At 44.7% G+C, this 16,593-nt stretch carries 10 protein-coding genes; 5 read left to right on the top strand and 5 right to left on the bottom strand.

Translation table 11 applies throughout. From position 1 onward, the window contains the following. The first annotated feature begins 307 nt into the window (after positions 1–307). Positions 308–1,531: an RNA-guided endonuclease InsQ/TnpB family protein gene (locus LYNGBM3L_RS04975; protein WP_044492296.1), complete on the top strand. Its 1,224-nt coding sequence runs from the start codon at positions 308–310 to the stop codon at positions 1,529–1,531. 69 nt (positions 1,532–1,600) lie between these two features. Continuing rightward, positions 1,601–3,718 carry a 2-succinyl-5-enolpyruvyl-6-hydroxy-3-cyclohexene-1-carboxylic-acid synthase gene (gene menD, locus LYNGBM3L_RS50120; RefSeq protein WP_008179820.1) on the top strand — a complete coding sequence of 706 codons (2,118 nt, stop codon included), beginning with the start codon at positions 1,601–1,603 and terminating at the stop codon, positions 3,716–3,718. Here the strand turns inward: menD and LYNGBM3L_RS04965 are convergent. Continuing rightward, on the bottom strand, positions 3,708–4,664 hold the full coding sequence (locus LYNGBM3L_RS04965; RefSeq protein WP_008179817.1) for a GGDEF domain-containing response regulator: 957 nt from the start codon (positions 4,662–4,664) through the stop codon (positions 3,708–3,710). The two genes, menD and LYNGBM3L_RS04965, sit on opposite strands and share 11 nt — an antisense overlap. Positions 4,665–5,144: 480 nt before the next feature. Here LYNGBM3L_RS04965 and mfd point away from each other — a divergent pair, with 480 nt between their 5' ends. Further along, positions 5,145–9,032, top strand: a complete 3,888-nt coding sequence (gene mfd / locus LYNGBM3L_RS46975) for a transcription-repair coupling factor (RefSeq protein ID WP_008179815.1) — start codon at positions 5,145–5,147, stop codon at positions 9,030–9,032. A 1,574-nt stretch (positions 9,033–10,606) separates the two neighbouring features. Continuing rightward, complete coding sequence (locus LYNGBM3L_RS04955) at positions 10,607–10,963, top strand: Mo-dependent nitrogenase C-terminal domain-containing protein (protein ID WP_008179812.1); 357 nt, start codon at positions 10,607–10,609, stop codon at positions 10,961–10,963. A 328-nt stretch (positions 10,964–11,291) separates the two neighbouring features. Here LYNGBM3L_RS04955 and LYNGBM3L_RS04950 read toward each other — a convergent pair whose 3' ends face one another. The 3 genes from LYNGBM3L_RS04950 to LYNGBM3L_RS04945 all read right to left on the bottom strand — a co-directional run bounded on the left by LYNGBM3L_RS04950 (position 11,292) and on the right by LYNGBM3L_RS04945 (position 13,887). Then, positions 11,292–12,008 carry a biliverdin-producing heme oxygenase gene (locus tag LYNGBM3L_RS04950; protein ID WP_008179810.1) on the bottom strand — a complete coding sequence of 239 codons (717 nt, stop codon included), beginning with the start codon at positions 12,006–12,008 and terminating at the stop codon, positions 11,292–11,294. Positions 12,009–12,435: 427 nt separating this feature from the next. Further along, complete coding sequence (locus tag LYNGBM3L_RS39750; RefSeq protein ID WP_131827057.1) at positions 12,436–12,651, bottom strand: hypothetical protein; 216 nt, start codon at positions 12,649–12,651, stop codon at positions 12,436–12,438. A 276-nt stretch (positions 12,652–12,927) separates the two neighbouring features. After that, positions 12,928–13,887 carry a glycosyltransferase family 2 protein gene (locus LYNGBM3L_RS04945; protein WP_008179806.1) on the bottom strand — a complete coding sequence of 320 codons (960 nt, stop codon included), beginning with the start codon at positions 13,885–13,887 and terminating at the stop codon, positions 12,928–12,930. A 241-nt stretch (positions 13,888–14,128) separates the two neighbouring features. Here LYNGBM3L_RS04945 and LYNGBM3L_RS04940 point away from each other — a divergent pair, with 241 nt between their 5' ends. Continuing rightward, a complete protein-coding gene (locus LYNGBM3L_RS04940) occupies positions 14,129–15,358 on the top strand; it encodes a glycosyltransferase family 4 protein (RefSeq protein WP_008179804.1) in 1,230 nt (409 codons plus the stop codon). A gap of 994 nt (positions 15,359–16,352) precedes the next feature. Here LYNGBM3L_RS04940 and LYNGBM3L_RS42825 read toward each other — a convergent pair. Then, positions 16,353–16,568, bottom strand: coding sequence for a hypothetical protein (locus tag LYNGBM3L_RS42825; RefSeq protein WP_154659678.1), 216 nt, complete (start codon positions 16,566–16,568; stop codon positions 16,353–16,355). Positions 16,569–16,593: the final 25 nt, after the last annotated feature.

Genomic DNA, 16,593 nt, shown 5'->3' with positions numbered 1-16,593 from the left:
TCAAAGCTGCCACCAAGAATCACTGGAGCAAGCCGAAAGGCAAACCGAAAGGTTGAGGATATTCAGGAGCTGGATGAGGCGAAAGTTTCACGTCCAGTTCTGAAGCGGAGGTGCCCTGGGTAATACCAGGCATCGACCGTAACAGGGGAGTTTGAGGGGGCGAAATTCCCCATCCCTGCGACGGGTGGGGATGGATAGCCCCTTGGCCGTAGGCCACGCTAAGCGAACAAAAACTTTTAGCGATGGGTTGACGATGTACCACAAAATATATATAATGGTACATATGTCGATAAATGAGGTCAAAGCAATAAGACATCAAGCAGTCAAGGTCAGGATCTATCCAACTCAAGAACAAGTTCATATACTTGCTCAGCACTTTGGCTGTGCCCGCTGGTGGTGGAATTATGCATTGAATCAGTGCATAGAAACCTACAAAGAAACCGGTAAAGGGTTGTCTCGCGCTGCCCTCAATGCTATGTTGCCAAAACTCAAAAAAGATAAAGAAACTGAATGGCTAAAAGATTGCTACTCTCAGGTGTTGCAAGCTGTGAGTCTAAATCTTAGCCGTGCATATCAAAATTTTTTTGAGGGTAGAGCAAAATATCCTAGATTCAAGTCATATCATCATCGCCAATCAATCCAATATCCACAGCGCGTATGCCGCGTAGGAGATTGCCTTAAGTTTCCTGGAAAACTGGGAACTGTCAAGGCAATAATACACCGACCATTAGATGGAGAAATCAAGACTGTTACCGTCAGCAGGACTCCGTCTGGGAAATACTATGCTTCTGTGCTGATGGAGTATGAATCAGAGGACAGGCAGCCTTCCACAGAAGGAAAGGTTATCGGGATTGATTTGGGCATCAAAGATTTTGCGATCACCTACGACGGCGAAAAGACCTCTAAATTTGGTAATCCCAAGCATCTAGCTAAATACGAAAAAAAATTAGCCAAAAAGCAACGTATCGCTGCTCGAAAGAAGAAGAGCAGTAACGGGCGAAAAAAAGCCAGAAAAATTGTAGCTAAAGTATACGAACGGATTGGAAATGTCCGCCAAGACTACCTGCATAAGCTATCCAGAAAAATAGTTGATCAGAATCAAGTAGTGGTAGTCGAAAACCTAAATGTCAAGGGCATGGTTCGTAACCATAAACTAGCTAAAGCAATATCTGACCTGGGTTGGGGAATCTTTGTCAATTTCCTTTCTTATAAGTGTGAAAAAGAAGGAAAGGTATTGGTTGAGATAAACCGGTGGTTCCCCAGCTCTAAAACCTGCTCTAATTGTCATTATCAAATCAAGGAGTTACCGCTTGATGTAAGGGCTTGGACTTGTCCAAGTTGTGGAACTCATCACGACAGAGATGGTAATGCGGCAAATAATATCAGAGCAGAAGGTATCAGAATGCTATCCTCCTCTGGGACGGGGGAGGTTAACGCCAGTGGAGAAGAAGTAAGACCAAGACGTGGACGTCCGTCCAAGTTGAGGCATTCTTCCGTGAAGCTGGAAGCCCCAACCTCTACATTCGCGTAGCGTGGCCATAGGCCAAGTAGGTTGGGGTAGTTCACAATATTCGAATTAAATGTTGATTAACATAATTGAATGCCTATTGATTTTCGCAACACCAATAGCCTCTGGGCTTCCATCCTGGTAGAAACCCTACAGCGCTTGGGATTGACCACAGCAATCATCTGTCCAGGGTCACGCTCAACCCCTCTAACTGTTGCGTTTGCTCAACACCCACAGATCGAGGCGATTCCAGTTCTAGATGAACGTTCAGCCAGCTTTTTCGCCTTAGGCATTGCTCGACAATCAGGAAAACCAGTTGTCCTGGTTTGTACCTCTGGCACGGCTGGGGCTAATTTCTATCCCGCTGTGATTGAAGCCAGAGAAAGCCGAGTACCACTATTAGTTTTGACTGCTGACCGTCCCCCAGAACTCCAAGATTGTCATTCCGGACAAACCATTGACCAAATCAAATTATACGGCAACTATCCCAACTGGCAAAGTACCCTAGCGGTCCCTAAAGCTGATATCAGTATGCTCCGTTATCTACGGCAAACCGTAGTTCATGCTTGGGAGCGAGCCTCCTTTGGCAGCACTCCGCTAACACATTTTCCTACCCCTGGTCCAGTACACCTAAATCTACCCTTCCGTGACCCCCTCCCACCCATTCCCGACACAACCACTAACCCATTAAAATCCCAATTACAACCAGAAGAATTCTTCGCTCACTGTCAGCAGCAAGCTGTAACTGACAACCTGCAAGCTGTAACTGACAACCTGCAACCTGCAACCGCGAAAGTCATACAACAGTGGCAAGAATCCCAGCAAGGAATAATTATCGCTGGTCCAGCTCAACCCCAAAATCCCAAAGACTATTGTAATGCGATCGCATCCTTGTCCAAAACCTTAAGATGGCCTGTACTAGCAGAAGGGCTCTCACCGGTAAGAAACTATTGCGACCTCAACCCCAATCTAATTTCCACCTATGACTTGATCCTGCGTAATCCACGATTAGCGCAACAGCTAAAACCCACAATGGTTATTCACATTGGTGAACTACCGATTAGCAAAGAACTGCGTGCTTGGTTGGATAAATGTCAACCGCGACGTTGGGTGATTGACCCTAGCCACCACAACCTCGACCCCCTCCATGGCAAAACAACTCATCTGCGGATGAGTGTAGAACAACTGGGGATATGGGTAAAGGAGTTGAAAGTTAACCAGTTGAAGGTTGACAAGTTGACGGTTGACAGGTTGACGGTTGACAGGTTGACGGTTGAAGGTTCACCATCGTTGACGGTTGACAGGTTGAAGGTTGAAAGGTTGAAGGTTGACGATTCTAACCTGCAACCTGATAACCTCCAACCTGATAACCTGCAACCTGATAACCTGCAACCTGATAACCTGCAACCTGATAACCTGCAACCTGATAACCTGCAACCTGATGACCTGCAACCTGATAACCTGCAACCTGATAACCTGCAACCTGATAACCTGCAACCTGATAACCTGCAACCTGATAACCTGCAACCTGATAACCTGCAACCTTACCTAAAAAAGTGGTGTGAGGCTGAAGCGAAGGTCAGGGCAAAGGTTGACCAAACAATGACTAAAATGAGTCAGTTGTTTGAAGGGAAAGCGGCTTGGTTACTGTCCCAATGTCTACCACCGGAAACACCTCTATTTATTGCTAACAGCATGCCAGTCAGAGATGTGGAGTTCTTTTGGAAACCTGGTAACAGGAGGATTCGACCTTGGTTTAATCGGGGCGCTAATGGGATTGATGGTACCTTATCAACAGCTTTAGGTATTGCTCATCGTAATCAAAGTAGTGTGATGCTAACGGGTGACTTAGCATTTTTGCATGACAGCAATGGTTTCCTAATTAAAAACAAGTTTGTTGGTCATTTAACCATTATATTAATTAATAACAATGGTGGTGGCATTTTCGAGATGTTGCCCATTGCCAAATTTGACCCACCCTTTGAAGAATTCTTTGCCACACCCCAAGATGTCAATTTTTCACAGTTGTGTCTGACTTATGGAGTAGAGCACCAGCTGATTGAATCATTGCAGCAGCTCAAGCAAGGTTTAAACCCACTTCCTAGCCAAGGCATTAGAGTGTTAGAATTGCCTACTGACCGTAGAAAAGATGCTAGTTGGCGTCAAAATATTTTAAGTCTAATGACTACTGATTTTTTCATTAGTAACTAACATGAACCAGGCGATTTCTACCGGCAGTTTTTGCCTTATATAGTGCTTTATCAGCCTCGTAAAATAAATTATCTGGGGATGATTTTACTGAGGGAATCGTACTGGCACCCCCCAGGCTGACGGTAACAATGTCACTCACCAGAGAACCAGAATGAGGGATCGCCTTTTTGTAGAGTTTAGTTTCAATTGTCTCTGCTACCTGAATAGCGCCTTGTATATCAGTACTCGGCAAAATTACCACAAATTCCTCACCCCCATAGCGAGCCACCAGATCCCCTGGACGCTTTGCTGCTTCACCAAGGATTTGAGCAACTTGTTTAAGACACTCATCTCCTGATTGGTGTCCATAAGTGTCATTGTAACGCTTAAAAAAATCAATGTCACACAATACTAAAGACAAGGGGTTTTCTTCCCGTGCCAGTCGATACCATTCGTTGTTAAAATATTTGTCAAAGGCTCGGCGGTTGGCAACTTGGGTTAAGCCATCGATAGTAGCGAGGCGTTCCAACTCTTTATTGGCGATTTTTAACTGTATCATTGTCCAACTTGATTCAATCAAACGACGTACTCTTCGTCGCAAAACTGGCCAGTGAATTGGCTTAGTTATATAATCCGTCGCACCGGCTTCAAACGCTCGTTCTACAGATTGCTCATCATAGAGTGCTGTAATCATTAGTATAGGAGGACATTCGGAACCAAAGTTATCCTTCAATTTAGCACAGCAGGTAAACCCATCAAGTATGGGCATTCTGGCATCTAACAGCACAATGTCTGGCAATTTTTGCTCACAGATATTCAGACATTGCTCACCGTTGCTAGCTTCAATGACTTTATATCCTTCCTTTGTCAAGCTACGACGTAGCACCAAGCGTAGGATCTTCTCATCATCAACCACGAGAACCTGAGGAGTTTTATTATTAAAGTTATTCAAGTCAGTATTATCCATTATTGCTGCTTGAGTCAGTAATGTATTTCTTATCGATAGCTCTTGGTTATCTTGGCTAGAAATTAATTGAAATTTTGATCGGTAATATCTGTTTAATCTAACCTAAGAGGATTAAATCTTCTAAAGATTAGTCAACAATCAAGTCGTAACCCCTGAAACTGTTATAGCCGAATCCTTGACCTAAAAAGGATTTCGCCTTATTCAAAGATAAACAGGATTTAACGCACAGACTCTACCTGTAGTGTGGGCAAAAACATTGCCCACCCTACAGGTAGAGTAAAATTGAGGTATTTGCGTAAGTCCTAATAAATTAATGTAGACCGACGGACTTGGAAACACTCCTGCATCCAGTGGTAATGCCAGTGGTGAGATAAGTTAACCTATTCAACAACAGTCAATTTGCCCCAGGCATTGCTATTCCTAGTAAAATGAGAGAAACAGCTATCCTGGAAGCCCTATTGTCAAGTACCCACTGAACTAATGGCACTTTCCTCGATCATTCGGACACTAGAGCACTCCCCTCTCACCAGTGAACTACTCACGAAACTCAATCGCCAACAGTCTCTATCTCTGAATGGTATTCCCCGTTTGCCAAAGGGATTAGTAGCATCAGCCCTGGCCAAGGCAGACCAACGTCTGCTATTCGTAGTCTGTAGCACCCTAGAAGAAGCAAGTCGCTGGGCAACCCAACTGGAAGCCATGGGTTGGGATACAGTCCACTTATACCCCACCTCAGAAGCATCCCCCTATGAACCCTTTGACCCAGAGTCGGAAATGACCTGGGGACAAATGCAAGTATTGGCAGATTTGGTCGAAAGGTTGAAGGTTGACAGGTTGCCAGTTGAAAGTTCGGACTTACAACCTTCATTGGTTCAACGTTCAACTCATGGGATGGCTATTGTTGCCACTCAAGCAGCACTCCAACCCCACTTGCCCCCTGTCGATGCCTTTAAGCCCTACTGCCTTACCCTTAACCAGGGCATGACTTGGGATGGCAAAAACCTTGATCAAAAGTTGGCACAGCTGGGTTATGAACGGGTTCCCCTAGTGGAAACAGAAGGTCAGTGGAGTCGGCGGGGTGATATTGTAGATGTTTTCCCGGTAGCCTTAGAATTGCCAGTGCGACTGGAATGGTTCGGGGATGAGTTAGAGCAGTTGCGGGAGTTTGACCCCGCAACCCAGCGTTCCCTGGATAAAATTGACGGCATCGTGCTGACCCCCACGGATTTTGGTCACATTATTAGCCAAGTGCTGAGAACCTCAAAGGCTGAACTAATCCAATCTTATCTCTCACCTCAGGAGCAAGAATCTTTCGAGGAAGGTCAGTCTTTAGAGGGTAGCCGCCGTTTCTTGGGTATTGCCTTTGACCAGCCAGCCTCTCTACTAGATTACCTGCCAGAAAATACTTTAATTGTCATTGATGAACCAGAACAGTGTGCTGCCCATTGCGATCGCTGGGTGGAACATGCCGAAGAACAATTAGAGGAACTGAATCATTCCCTGCCCTGTCTCCATCGTTATTTTGATCATGCTCTAGAGTTGAAGGTTAACCAGTTTCAGGTTGAAGGTTCACCACCGTTGAATGTTAACCAGTTTCAGGTTGAAGGTTCACCACCGTTGAAGGTTAACCAGTTTCAGGTTGAAGGTTCACCACCGTTGAAGGTTAACCAGTTTCAGGTTGAAGGTTCACCACCGTTGAAGGTTAACCAGTTTCAGGTTGAAGGTTCGAACCTTGGCCAAAAGGCCACGTTACGCGAACAATCTAATAACCTTCAACCAGCCAACCTTGGCCAAAAGGCCACGCTACGCGAACAACCTACTAACCTTCCACCAGCCAACCTTGGCCAAAAGGCCACGCTACGCGAACAACCTACTAACCTTCCACCAATCCTGTATTTATCAGAATTGGTGGAAGAAACTACCCAAAATGCCGTTAATCTGGCTAGCCGCTCTGTACCAGTAACACCCCACCAGTTTGCCAAACTAGCAGAAGTACTCCGAGAGCAGAGCGATCGCCGTTTCTCTATTTGGCTGGTTTCTGCCCAACCTAGTCGTTCCGTTGCCCTGCTCCAAGAACATGATTGTCCTGCCCAGTTTGTCCCCAACCCTCGGGATTACCCAGCTATTGAAAAATTAAATATCCAGAGGACAGCGGTAGCGGTCAAGTATTCGGGCTTAGCCGAACTAGAGGGATTTATCCTCCCTACTTACCGCATCGTGGTTGTGACTGACCGGGAGTTCTTTGGGCAGCATACCTTGGCAACTCCCAGTTATATCCGTAAGCGCCGCCGTGCTGCCTCCCAACAGGTTGACCCCAATAAGCTACGTCCAGGGGATTATGTGGTTCACAAGAATCATGGGATCGGTCAGTTCCTCAAGCTGGAAAAATTAAGCATAAATAATGAAACTCGTGAGTATTTGGTGATCAAGTACGCTGATGGTTTGCTCCGGGTGGCAGCGGATCAGTTGGGAGTACTATCTCGGTTTCGACATACAGGTACGGGTTTGCCTCAACTCCACAAGATGTCTGGTAAAACCTGGGAGAAAACCAAAAATCGTGTCCGTAAAAGTATTAAGAAAGTAGCGGTGGATTTGCTGAAGCTCTATGCCCAGCGAGCACAGCAGTCTGGTTATTGCTTTCCAGCGGATTCCCCTTGGCAGCAGGAATTAGAAGATTCTTTCCCCTACCAACCTACTCCTGACCAACTCAAGGCGATACAGGATGTGAAACGGGATTTAGAGAGCGATCGCCCTATGGATCGCTTAGTTTGTGGGGATGTGGGGTTTGGTAAAACAGAAGTGGCAATTCGGGCTATTTTTAAAGCTGTGACCTCTAACAAGCAAGTAGCTTTCCTTGCCCCAACCACTATCCTTACTCAGCAGCATTATCATACCATCAAAGAACGGTTTTCTCCCTACCCCATCAATGTCGGTCTACTCAACCGCTTTCGTAGCCCCCAGGAAAAGCGTGATATTCTTCAACGCCTTAAAACTGGGGAGTTAGATGTGGTGGTAGGTACCCATCAGTTGCTAGGGAAAAGTGTAACGTTTCGAGAGTTAGGGCTGCTGGTGATAGATGAAGAACAGCGGTTTGGTGTCAACCAGAAGGAAAAAATTAAATCTTTCAAAACTCAGGTAGATGTATTGACCCTCAGCGCTACTCCCATTCCCCGTACCCTCTATATGTCCTTATCGGGGGTACGAGAAATGAGTTTAATTACTACACCACCACCCTTACGGCGTCCCATTAAAACCCACTTATCTCCCTATAAACCAGAAGCTGTCCGCACCGCCATTCGTATGGAACTTGACCGAGGCGGTCAGGTATTCTATGTCGTACCTCGCGTTGAAGGGATTGAAGAAGTTGCTGCGGAACTCAGGGAAATGATCCTTGAGGCCAGAATCGCCATTGCTCACGGTCAGCTCGACCCAGCAGAATTAGAGTCAATTATGCTCACCTTTAGCAACGGTGAGGCAGATATCCTAGTGTGTACTACGATTATTGAATCTGGGCTAGATATTCCTAGAGTCAACACCATTGTGATCGAAGATGCTCACAAATTTGGTCTTGCCCAACTCTACCAATTGCGAGGACGAGTAGGTCGGGCGGGGATTCAAGCCCACGCTTGGTTACTTTATCCTAACCAGAAGGTACTCTCAGAAGCAGCCAAGAAACGCTTACGAGCAATTCAGGAGTTCACTCAACTCGGGTCAGGTTATCTGTTAGCAACCCGGGATATGGAAATTCGAGGGGTGGGGAATCTCCTAGGTGTAGAACAATCCGGTCAGATGGAAGCCATTGGCTTTGACCTCTACATGGAAATGCTGCAAGAAGCGATTAAGGAAATTCAAGGGCAAGAAATTCCCCAAGTAGATGATACTCAGATTGACCTTCAGATTACAGCCTTTATTCCCGCTGACTATATTCCAGATATAGACCAAAAAATCAGTGCTTATCGAGGAGTAGCTGCAGCAGCCTCCCAAAAGGAGTTAGCACAGATCGCAGCAGATTGGAGCGATCGCTATGGTCCAATTCCCTCCGTGGCAGAGCAATTACTGCGGGTGATGGAGCTAAAACAGTTAGGGAAGTCTTTGGGATTTTCCCGAATTCGACCTGAGGGTAAACAACACATTCTCCTAGAAACACCCATGGAGGAACCAGCCTGGAAGTTACTGCAAGAGAACCTGCCCCAACATTTGCGATCGCGTTTTGTCTATTCTCCTGGTAAAGTTACGGTTCGTGGTTTAGGTCTGCTCAAGACGAATAAACAGCTAGAGAGCCTGATTGACTGGTTAGGCAAGATGCAAGGCGCACTGCCAGAACCGACTGTGGTTGGGTTACCCCAATCCCCAATCCCTAATTCCTAATCCCACACTCCCTAATCAGTAATTGGTAACTGGGGAGTGTGGGGAGATGGGGAGATGGGGAGATGGGGGAGGTTTTTATTAAGGGTAATTATCCTGATACCGAGTTGCATTCAAAGATAGTAGATCCGGAGATGGGGAGATGGGAAGATTGGGGGAAGAGAAAGTTGTACGTTTGAGCGCAACTTGGTATGAGATCATATAAGATGATGGCTGTTGAGTGTTCACCAGCAAAAGTCAACAATCAACCAATTAGTTTTATCAAAAATTCATAGTTTGATTGGTCTTTCTTCTTTAAAACTTTACCAAACCTTTGTTGTGTATTTTTGTCCTTGAAATCAGGTAAGCTGTGATGGTCAGCTCATAGAATTTAGTATAAATTGTAACTGAAAATAAGCAGTTAACCTATTTTCATTGAAGTTGGTAAAAGCGTCGGTAAAAACCAGTATATTAGTCCTATCGAGTCCAATATCTTGGCTTACTTTGAGCAAGAAAAAAAGAAGTCGTCGGGCACGCGCCCCGCGTCGGTAATGTCGAATCGCAATTAAAATTTCCAGCTTTCTCAAATCACAGAAGAAATAACAGGATTATTGAGAATATAGGCAGTTTGTTAACATTAATTAAAATTAAATTATAATTATAATACCATCTTTAAACCTTTATCTGTAGTTTTTGATACAAATTTAGATGAGCTTACCCAGGGTAATGTCAGCTTTTTAAGAGTGGAAAACCCTGGCCAAAAGGCCACGCGTGCGCGTTCAAGAAGCTTATTTATTATGGCTTTGAGCTGAAAGCTGATTAAGAATGGCTGATAACACCTCAAGTAGCGTGGCTTTTAGCCAAGTCTGAATGCTGAAGTCTTAGCTCATCAGTTAAGTGGTAACACTTGAGCTCCTGTGCAGTTGTTTTGGTAGTGTCATAAGATGTTGGCTGTTGAGTGTTCACCAGCAACAGCCAACAGTCAACCAATTAGTTTTATCAAAATTTCATAGTTTGATTGGTCTTTCTTCTTTTAACCTTTACCAAACTTTTCCATTGTATTTTTATGCTTGAAATAAGGTAATATATCAGCTTTTTAAGAATGGAAAACCCTGGCCAAAAGGCCACGCGTGCGCGTTCAAGAAGCTTATTTATTATGGCTTTGAGCTGAAAGCTGATTAAGAATGGCTGATAGCTGAATGCTGAATGATGAAAGCTTACCTAATAAGTTAAGTGGTAACAATTGAGCTCATGTCCGGTTGTTTTGGTAGTGTTTATAGTTGTTATTTGTGGTAATAGGTAATAACTCGGGAGTAATCCCAATTACCTATTACTAATTACACAAGCTTTACAATACCTAGGCGACCGGACATGCTATGAATTATAGCTATATAAATTTTTATAAATTACCGCCAATATGGCAATACAGCTCAATAGTAATCGTGTTTGATTACTTGATGTCTACCTACTTAATTAGAACTCTGCAAAAGCCATTCCACAGGTGCGACCCGTGGCGAATTTAATTCGCCAAGGTCAAGGGCACCTATAGGAATGCCTTAGCTGAGGACTTTATTGATTAAATTTAGAGATGTATAGCCATGTTCAGAACTAACAAGCAAAGTACCAATCCATCCCTCTCACAGGTAGCTGATCTCAATACCAGTCTAACTCCGCGTGATCCACTGCCCAACAAACGTGTTGATTTACTAAAACCTGTGCGCCGATGGCTGGATCAAATAGAAATTACAGATCAAACCCTAGCTAGATTCCTCTCCAAAATTATTCCTGGTCAATGTCCCTTTGAGCGGGATTTAAAACTTTTCGGTCACTTAGTACTACACATCCCTCCCCTATGTAAGCTCAACCCTCTCTACGAGCAATTAGCTAGCCTACGTTTTCGGGCTCTGTGTTACCTAGTGGATCAGTGTGGAGAGGATATTGAATTTTACGCTTGAGAGGGGTATACCTTCTCTGTTTCGGCTAAGCAAATACACAAAGTTGATTACACATTTCACAAAACTCAAAGGCTTACAATGTCAGGGTTACAGAGATTGGGACTAGGTAATTAATTCTGCTATCGGTGCTTAGTAGTTAGTACTCAAAACGTAAGCATTCAACCTAGCGCATAAGCTAATCGCTGATAGCGATAGGCTGAATGCTTACCTCAAAACTACTAACTACTAATAACTAATCACAGGAGACGAAAGCTAATCGCCTTGATTTCTAGTTAAGGTGATTAGTCGCCACCCATCTTTGGTGCTAATCGCAGTTTGTGCAATAAGCTTACTCAGCTGTAGCCAGTTCTGTGCTGCCACGAACGCGACGACGGGTCAGGGTGTTGTATAGCATTATACCAATGGCTTTAATCAGATTACCCTCTAGTTCCTGGAACATCTTCATATTCATGCCAAACGCAGCATTAGCTTCTTCCACAATCCGATCCGCTGTGGCATCATCAATGGGTAGCTCATCCATGGCTTGCCGATACGTGGCTTTGAATCCCTTCTCATCAGAGATTTGCTTGAATTCATAAAAAGCAGTACCTTGCCCATCTGATAAATTCATCCCCCGCTGGGCAATCTTTTTGAGAATCTGTCCACCAGATAAGTCCCCTAAATAGCGGGTGTAGGAGTGAGCAACCAATAGTTCTGGTTCCTTCTCAGAGATATCTTTAATTCTTTGGACATACTCTTTAGTGGCCACTGAGGGTACTACTTGCTGTTGCCAGTTAGAACCGAAGTAATAGCATAGGTCTTGCTCTAGGCTCTTTTTCCGATCAAGCTCTTGGAAGTAGATTTTTGAAACAATGGGGTGTTCCCGATGGCGCTCCATCTCTTCTTCCATCGTGGAATAGACGAAGTAAAGGTTGGATACTAATTTCCGGTAGGAGGTTTTTTCAACGGTTCCTTTCAAAAAGCACTTGACAAAACCCACATTCTCTGCCATGGTATGGGATTTTTTTGTCCCCTCACGTAACTTGGTGGCTAAATTGGTACTCATTCTTTATTTTTGTTCCTAAAGTTGACGGTATTTGTATTACTACTTACAGACAAGCGAATATCTTTCCAAATTATTAGAGTAAACTGATTTAATGAAAAATTTTGTTAAGAATTCTTACGTCAAGCCGAGATTCTATCTCCCCCACGGTCAGAGAGCAAGTTCATAGATCCTGAAACTGATCAGTTTAGCAACGGTTTGATCAGTACACAGAGGGGGGAAGGGAGAAGTTGTATGCTAGATTCAAAGGCTCAACTGTCGCAACCATCCAAAAAACTCTAGAAACTAGCAAGACACCAGGATTATTTAAGTAAAAATACTTAGGCAGTCGTCAGCCATCAGCTCTCAGCCATCAGCCATCAGCCATCAGCTGAGAGCTCTGAGCTCTCAGCGATTGGGCTGTGGCCACGCTACTTGAGGTGTTTATGCGCTACGGGCACGCTGTCTTGATCCAAAAGCGAGTGGTTTTGGGTCTACAGACCCAAAACCACGGCAGTTGCTCATGGGGGGAACCCCCGCAGGTCGGCACTGTCTCCCCAAGACCGTAATGGTGCGCTTGACCCGTAATTAAATTCGCCACGGGTCGCACCTCTGCCTCCCCAAGACCGTAATGGTGCGTTTTCCGTAGGCGAATTAAATTCGCCACGGGTCGCACCTCTGCCTCCCCTTTGGCTGACTGCATCGCTACTTGAGGTGCTTTGAATAAAATAAGCTGACGCCTGACTGCTGACTGCTGTTCGCGTAGCGTGCGCGTAGCGCATATGCTTACAAGCAGTCTTGTGAAAGGGGGTGCGACAAGGCGTAAGGGAACCTCGCCAAGGGAACGGGCACCAAGAGAGTGGAAATTTGTTTCACCATGGTGAGGCTGCCAATGCCTTGGCAGTTTAATCAGATTTTTTCTAGCCCCGAATTCCCAGAGAGTCTATTCCTTGAATTGACGCAACACACTAAACGCCTGAGAACGCCACCCTTCTGGCAATAGGGACAACACCAAAGCAACCCAAGCTTTTGAGGGGGAGCAAGCTTTTCCTGACCAAACTAATTCACGTCCGGTTGATGTTTGTCCAATTTCAATCAGCCGCAATCCTAGTAGTAGCTTAGTTTCCGTCAGGCGCGATCGCCTAACTGTCTCCAACATTTCTGACTCAAAGTTATAACTTTCTAGATAATGCAGTTTATCCTTTAAATACGGAATTGCTCGACTAATCCCTTGCTGTTGGGCATGGAATCGATATTCCATTAATAATTCGGGTAAATAATAGGCTTTCTTTCCCGCAATAGCCAGCCGAACAAATAAATCATTATCTTCACAATTTTGGATATTAGGACGCATAAATTCCAAGTCTTTAAACGCCTGCATTCGAAATAATGTAGCGCCAATTTGAAAGCTCTGCTGAATAAAAACAACCTCAATTAAATTATCAACAATACCTTCGATTAAATTAGTTCTTCCCCACCTCTGAGAGTTGAATTTTGTAGCTGATTCATCCCTAGTATTATTAATATTAATTACCCAATGATCTGTCCCAACAAAATCAAGACTATGGTCTAGCTCTAAAATAGCCGTTGTTTTGGATAAAAATTCAGGTGTCAGCCGGTCATCATCATCAAATTTAATAAAATATTCCCCCAATGCGGCATCAAATCCAGAGCGCATATTATTACTTTTGCCAATATTTTTGGGGTGACGGATGTAGTTAATTCGGCTATCCTGATACTGGGACATTAACTCAGGAGTGTCATCAGTTGAACCATCATCACAGACAATTAATTCCCAGTCTTGATACGTTTGTTTAATAACACTGTCAATCGCATAAGGAAGTAAATTCACGCGATTGAATGTAGGAATACACACACTCACCTTGGGGACTCGTTGAATCATTGTATTGTTATAGATGAAACTATCAAGCCACTCAATTCATTGGTTCTTTGACATTAAATTATCCTCTTGGATACCTGATATCAAGTCCGGTTACAACGAACTAGATATGACTTATAGCAATGTCTTGATGCAGTCGCTCATGGGGAGGGGCTGTGTGCGGAACCTGCGTCCGCACCTTGTAAGCCCCGTGGGAACCCCCAAGACCGCGCTGCATCGCTTTCTTACCTAACCTGAAGATATGATGAAAATTCTCATGCTATCTGCCACCTTTCCTTATCCCCCCACTAGGGGAGGAACTCAGGTTCGGACATTTAATTTACTAAAACATCTTAAGTTAAGTCATGATATCACCATGATTACTCAACGTTCAGAAGATGTCACGGATCAGGAAGTGGAAAAACTAGGGAAATGGGTAGATGAATTGGTGGTTTTCCCCCAACCAAAGCCTTGTGATCCCTCAGGAGGAATCTGGGGCAAAGTAAAGCGATTTAGTAATTTTATTCGCCAAGGCATCCCCCCCAGTGTGCTACATCTCTACTCCCCGGACATTCAGCAATGGGTGGATGAAGCTGTGGCGGCTGGAAGGTTTGACATTATTACCTGTGAACATAGTGTAAATGAAATATATGTACGACCAGAATGGCGACAGCAGCTGGGAACGGTGGTGAATATTCACAGTTCTGTGTATGGTACGTTCCGTAATCAGTTGGAAACAGGAACCTCGGAAAATCAGCTGAGAGACCAGTTAAATTTACCCCTGTTGCGCCGCTATGAGGAACGATACTGTGCCAAATTTACTGGTCTTGTGGTCACAACACCGGAGGATCAAAGCCAGATAGCTGCCTACAAGCCATCGGGTAAAATGGTGGTGATTCCAAATGGGGTAGATTTGACTCAATTTACCGAACGCACTGCTGACCCAGGGGGACATCGCATAGTTTTTATTGGAGCTATGGATAACCGAGCCAACATTGATGCTGTAAGCTTTTTCAGCTTGGAGGTCTTTCCAGCCATTAAAGAACGCTATCAAGATGCTAAGCTGGACCTGGTAGGAGCAAGACCAGTACCTTCGGTGTGGTCGTTGGCAGAATTGTCGGGAATTACGGTCACCGGTCGTGTGCCATCAATGGTAGAGTATCTCCATCAAGCAACTATCTGTGTGGTACCGATGCGGACTGGCTTTGGCATTAAAAACAAGACCCTGGAAGCAATGGCGGCTGGGGTACCTGTAGTGGGAAGCGATCGCGGTTTGGAGGGACTGGCGGTTGATGGTGCCAATACACCCCTGCGAGCATTGCGGGCAAATCATGTTAATGAGTATCTTAGTGCCATCACTCGTTTGTTTGAAGACCCACAGCTGCGAGCAAAGTTGTCTCAAAACGCGCGTTCATTGATCGAGAATGAATACACCTGGGATCGGGCTGGTCAATGCTACGAACAAGCCTTAACTCAGTCAGTGGTTAGGGGTTAGTGAAATCTGTTCATGTGACATACTCCCACACTGAATCGAAGATTACAGTGTGGGCTTCTTACCAACTCCAGCCATCACTATCGGCTTTCGCCGACGCGGGGCGCGTTCGGATACACGGGTTACTTTATTAACGACACGGGATGCCCCTCCGCACCGGAACAATACAATGAGTTCTATTTTTTAGGCACGTAAGTGGCTGACAAACCAGCATTTAAGGCCGTAGGCCACGCTACGCGAACGGCTTTGTTTATCAGTACATATATTATAGCAATTTTATAATACCCTGTGCAAAATTCATCCCACACCTATGCTACGCATTAGGTGTGGGGCTTCTTTTGCCGGACAGCTAAAACCTCCGAGAGTAGGGAAACTCCGTATAGCAGTCGCCAGGGCAGTTAGGACATGACAAAAGTCTCAAACCCTTTGTAAGCGCAAGAGTTTGACTTCTGACAAATGACTTCTGACTTTTGACTTCTGCTATAACGGTGGCAAACCCCTATAAATCACTGTGACTGGAAGTCATAGAGAGATTAGGATACCTGGTGTTTGGTAAATCGGGAAATTTGAATTTTTAACTATATTTTCTAGAGGAAAATTCACAATTAGTATAAATGTATTGGAATGAAGATATAATACATTTATACTGTCCGATTTTTTCGGTAGTGTTATTTGTCGTTGTTTTTTGGGTTTTGGGTAATAGGTAATCGGGAATTACTCTGCAGTAATCAGAATTATCAAAAACCCCAACCTTGGCAATATCGATTATCACGTATTTTATACAATAAGAAGTTGGAGTAAATTAAAATTACGAAATGTTAATAAAAGTTTAGATTTTTTTCAAAAAGTATAAATAAATTAATCCTTAACTCATGTAAAAAGTGAGATATAGCAGAAGTCAGAAGTCACAAGTCATTTGTCAGAAGTCAAACTCTTGCGCTTACAAAGGGTTTGAGACTTTTGTCATGTCCTAACTGCCCTGTCTTGATGCAGTCGCTCATGGGGGAAACCACGGCAGTCGCTCATGGGGGGGACCACGGCAGTCGCTCATGGGGGGACCACGGCAGTCGCTCATGGGGGGAACCCCCAAGACCGCGCTGCCTCCCCAAGACCGCGCTGCCTCCCCAAGACCGCGCTGCCTCCCCAAGACCGCGCTGCATCGCTGGCGACTGCTATAAGCATGAATTATTGCCTGTCCTTTCCTTGTGGTCACTTATTGCTCAAAGTAGTAACGTCCT

The organism is Moorena producens 3L, from assembly GCF_000211815.1.
In the GTDB taxonomy this organism is placed as follows: Bacteria; Cyanobacteriota; Cyanobacteriia; order Cyanobacteriales; family Coleofasciculaceae; genus Moorena; species Moorena producens.
This window is presented reverse-complemented; position numbering and strand designations above follow the sequence as displayed.